The organism is Mesorhizobium sp. M5C.F.Ca.IN.020.29.1.1 (genome assembly GCF_003997375.1).
Lineage (GTDB): Bacteria > Pseudomonadota > Alphaproteobacteria > Rhizobiales > Rhizobiaceae > Mesorhizobium > Mesorhizobium wenxiniae.
Genome location: NZ_RZSW01000540.1, coordinates 1 through 4,208 on the forward strand (window position 1 = coordinate 1; position 4,208 = coordinate 4,208).

The 4,208-nt window shown below is 63.1% G+C and carries 5 protein-coding genes; all 5 read left to right on the plus strand.

What is annotated here, in order from left to right:
* The coding region (locus EOA85_RS29100) for an ATP-binding protein (protein ID WP_245486116.1) at positions 1-497 on the plus strand (497 nt) is incomplete at its 5' end.
* Positions 498-674: 177 nt separating this feature from the next.
* Positions 675-1,115 (plus strand): hypothetical protein, encoded by a 441-nt coding sequence (locus EOA85_RS29105; RefSeq protein WP_127212058.1) that lies wholly within the window; start codon positions 675-677, stop codon positions 1,113-1,115.
* Between the two features lie 115 nt (positions 1,116-1,230).
* Positions 1,231-2,364 carry a c-type cytochrome biogenesis protein CcmI gene (gene ccmI / locus EOA85_RS29110; protein ID WP_127212059.1) on the plus strand — a complete coding sequence of 378 codons (1,134 nt, stop codon included), beginning with the start codon at positions 1,231-1,233 and terminating at the stop codon, positions 2,362-2,364.
* Between the two features lie 3 nt (positions 2,365-2,367).
* Positions 2,368-2,811: a cytochrome c maturation protein CcmE gene (ccmE, locus tag EOA85_RS29115; protein ID WP_065010432.1), complete on the plus strand. Its 444-nt coding sequence runs from the start codon at positions 2,368-2,370 to the stop codon at positions 2,809-2,811.
* A 74-nt stretch (positions 2,812-2,885) separates the two neighbouring features.
* Positions 2,886-4,208 (plus strand): heme lyase CcmF/NrfE family subunit (locus tag EOA85_RS29120; protein ID WP_164759951.1); only part of this gene is annotated, 1,323 nt, incomplete at its 3' end.

The window sequence follows — 4,208 nt, forward strand, 5'->3', positions numbered from 1 at the left end:
TTGCGGCACAACGCGACAGCGTCGTCTACCGCACGCCGGTGGCGCCGCTGGTCCAGCGCATGGTACGCGTGCTGCAAAAACTCAACCCGCAGACCGCTCTCTCGCTGTCGCTGCCCGCAGTCGATATCGTCTTTGCCGGCGAACGCGAGGATTTGGAAGAATTGCTTGGCAATCTGCTCGACAACGCCATGAAATGGGCAAAGAGCGCGGTCGCCGTGTCGGTGGCGCCGATCTCCGGCAAGAAGAGTGGCGTCGGCAAGGAGGGTGCTGTCGATCTGTTCGAGATCAGCATCGAAGATGACGGCCCGGGCATTCCCGAAGACAAGGCGCGCGAGGCGCTGAAGCGCGGACGGCGGCTCGACGAGACAAAGCCGGGGACCGGGCTTGGACTTGCCATTGTCGCCGACCTGGTCAACGAGTATGGAGGCGTTCTGGCTCTGGAACGGTCGAGCATGGGCGGGTTGAAGGCGGTGGTTCGATTGCGGAGCCTTCACTAGACTTATGCTTTTGCTGGGCTAGTCGACATTGATCGACCGTGCGTGATATTGCGGCATGTCGACTGGTCCCGGAGCCGTCGGCCGCGGCCAAATTTCCGACAAACATCGTCACTATGGCCACGCTGACTTCCCCCGATGGCGCGGCCCAGCTCTAACTCAAGAAAACTGGTTGTTGGCATGAAGATTCGCGTCGCGCTCGTTTCCGCACTGCTGGCCGTTTCCGGCTGCACGACGCTGGGCAGGAGCCCTGGCTCCACGGTGGCGCCGCAGCCGGCCGCCACGCCGCAAAGTGACGGCAAGATCGCGACGACGATCATTTCCGCCATGGGAGGCGGCCTCGTCAGCGGATCGATCGGTGCCGGTTTGAGCGATCCCGAAAAGCGCAAGGCGCTGGAAGCGGAATACAGGGCGCTGGAGTACACCGCGAGCGGCCAGAAGGTGAGGTGGAAGAGCGATCGGTCGGCGCATTACGGTGAAGTCGTGCCCGCCCAGCCCTATCGTGTCGGCTCGCAGGACTGCCGGCAATACACCCATACAGTCTTTACCGGTGCCGCCGGCACCACCGCGCGCGGAACCGCTTGCCGCAACGCCGATGGCAGCTGGACGCCACTGACATAACGACCGGCCGAAGGCTCCGGTTGACATCAATCAAGGACATGCGACGCTCCTGCCGTCAAAGCGTCGCAGGACCCCTGTGTTGGCAGGGCAGGGCTCTGCCGTTATTGGAATAAGCATGCTGTTCTGGGTCATAGCTGCCATTCTCACGCTGGGTGCAAGCCTGGCGGTTCTGATACCGCTGGCCAGCGGCTCGAAGGGTGGTGCGGCGAGCAGCGATCATGACCTTGAAGTCTATCGCGACCAGTTGTCCGAGCTTGACCTGGACGTGGCGCGTGGCCTGATCCAGCCGGCGGAGGCCGAAGAGGCGCGTGCGGAGATCGCCCGCCGCATCCTTCGACTTGACAATGCCGCCGACAAGTCAGCGGCGCGGCAGCCGTCAATGGCGACCAGGCTGGTTGCGACGGCCGCGGTCCTGGCGGTTCCGCTGGTCAGTTGGGGCTTGTACAGCCAGCTCGGCTCGCCCGATCTGCCGTCGCAGCCGCTCAGCGAGCGACTGGCCAAGAATCCCGCCGACAGTTCGGTGGAGGAACTGGTGGCACGCGCCGAGGCCCACCTTGCCGCGAATCCGTCCGATGGCAGGGGTTGGGGCGTTCTGGCGCCGGTCTATCTGCGCATGCAGCGGTTTTCCGACGCGGTGACGGCGTACCGGAACGCCATTCGCCTCGACGGCGACAGTGCTGCCCGCCAGGCCAGCCTCGGAGAGGCGATCGCCAGCGCAGCGGGCGGCATAGTCTCGGCCGACGCTCAGGCCGCCTTCGAGGCGGCGCTGAAGCTCGATCCGGCAAATCCGAAGGCCAGCTTTTATCTGGCGATGGGCATGGCGCAGGAAGGCCGCACTGAGGAGGCCACAGCTGTCTGGCAGAAAATGCTAGCGGCCTTGCCGCAGGACTCAGCCTGGCGCGGCGCCGTCGAGCAGGCACTGGCCGAATCCGCCAAGCAGAACGTCGCTTCGGGAGTGCCTGCAAAAGGCCCGGACGCCGCGAATGTCGATGCAGCCTCGTCGATGTCGCCGCAGGACAGGGAAGCGATGATCAACACCATGGTTGCGGGACTTGATGAAAGACTTCGGCAAAACCCGCGCGATGTGGAAGGATGGATGCAGCTTATTCGTTCCTATGTCGTGCTGGGCAAGGCCGATCAAGCACGCGACGCGCTTAATCGCGGTATCGCCGTTTTTGGCTCAGATAGTGAGGAAGCGAAGAAATTCACCGCCTTTGCCATCTCGCTCGGCCTGACGGCGACGGAGTAAAACATGACGCGCAAGCAGAAAAGATTGTCGGTGATCGCCGGAGGGTTGGCCTTCCTCGGTGCCGCCACCGGCCTGACCTTCTACGCGCTCGGCCAGAAGGCCTCCTACTTCTACATGCCCGCCGATCTGACCACCGCCAGCCTGCAGCCTGGGCAGCGTATCAGGCTCGGCGGCCTCGTCGAAAAAGGCACGATCGAGCGCGGTCAGGGGGCTACCGTCGCTTTTTCGGTGACCGACAACCAGAAGCAGGTCAAGGTCACCTACACCGGCATTCTTCCCGACCTTTTTCGTGAGGAGCAGGGCGTCATCACAGAAGGCACGTTTCGCCCGGACGGCGTCTTCGTCGCCGACAGCGTGCTGGCCAAGCACGACGAGAACTACATGCCCAAGGAGGTGGCCGACGGCCTCAAGTCCAAGGGCGTGTGGCAGGAGAGCAAGAGTGACTAAGCAGGTTCCGCAAAAGTGTCTCACGGTTTTGCGGCAAGAACCTGTGGCAAAACAAAAACCTGGCGGGCGCCACAATGGTTGAAACCGGACATTTCGCGCTGGTCCTGGCGTTCGCGCTGTCTTTGGTGCAGACGCTGGTGCCGATGTTCGGCGCGCACATGAACAACCAGAAAATGATGGCCGTCGGCGGTCCGGTCGCGGTGACCGGCTTTACCTTGACCGCTCTGTCCTTCGCGGCGCTGGCCATAGCCTATGCGACGTCCGATTTTTCGGTGGCCAACGTCTGGGACAACTCGCATTCGCTGCAGCCGCTGATCTACAAGATCACCGGCACTTGGGGCAATCACGAGGGCTCGATGCTGCTCTGGGTGCTGATCCTGACCTTTTTCGGCGCCCTCGTCGCGGCTTTCGGCCGCAATCTTCCCGCGGCCCTTCGAGCCAATGTGCTGGCCGTGCAAGGGGCGATCGGCGCCACCTTTTTCCTGTTCATCCTGGCGACATCAAACCCGTTCGCCAGGCTCAATCCGGCGCCGATCGAGGGCCGCGATCTCAATCCGATCCTGCAGGATCTCGGCCTCGCCATCCATCCGCCGCTGCTCTATCTCGGCTATGTCGGCTTCTCGATTTGCTTTTCCTTCTCGGTCGCCGCCCTCATCGAAGGCCGCATCGACGCGTCGTGGGCCCGCTGGGTGCGGCCATGGACGCTGGTCGCCTGGATGTTCCTGACCGGCGGCATCGCCATGGGTTCCTACTGGGCCTATTACGAACTTGGCTGGGGTGGTTTCTGGTTCTGGGATCCGGTCGAGAACGCCTCCTTCATGCCTTGGCTGGGGGGCACGGCGCTGCTCCATTCGGCGATCGTCATGGAAAAGCGCTCGGCCCTGAAGATATGGACACTGTTGCTGGCGATCCTGACCTTCTCGCTGTCGCTGCTCGGCACCTTCCTGGTGCGCTCAGGCGTGCTCACTTCCGTCCACGCCTTCGCCACCGATCCGGCGCGAGGCGTGTTCATTCTCTGCATCCTGACACTGTTCATCGGCGGATCGTTGGCGTTGTTCGCCCTGCGCGCCTCGAGGTTGACGGCCGGCGGCCTGTTTCATCCGATCTCGCGCGAAGGAGCGCTGGTCCTCAACAACCTGTTCCTGACCACGGCCACTGCCACCGTGCTGATCGGCACATTGTATCCGTTGGCGGTCGAGGCCGTTTCAGCCGATAAAATTTCGGTCGGCGCGCCGTTCTTCAACTTGACATTCGGACCGCTGATGGTGCCGCTATTGGTCGTGGTCCCATTCGGACCATTGCTGGCCTGGAAGCGCGGCGACATCTTCGCCGTCGCCCAGCGCCTGATGGCGGCCTTCGCCGCAGCGCTTCTGGCCGTGCTGGTAACGGCCTTGTTC

Coding starts and splice junctions, on each gene's coding strand:
- ccmE (WP_065010432.1), top strand. CDS start 2,368: ATGACGCGCAAGCAGAAAAGATTGTCGGTGATCGCCGGAGGGTTGGCC.
- ccmI (WP_127212059.1), top strand. CDS start 1,231: ATGCTGTTCTGGGTCATAGCTGCCATTCTCACGCTGGGTGCAAGCCTG.
- EOA85_RS29105 (WP_127212058.1), top strand. CDS start 675: ATGAAGATTCGCGTCGCGCTCGTTTCCGCACTGCTGGCCGTTTCCGGC.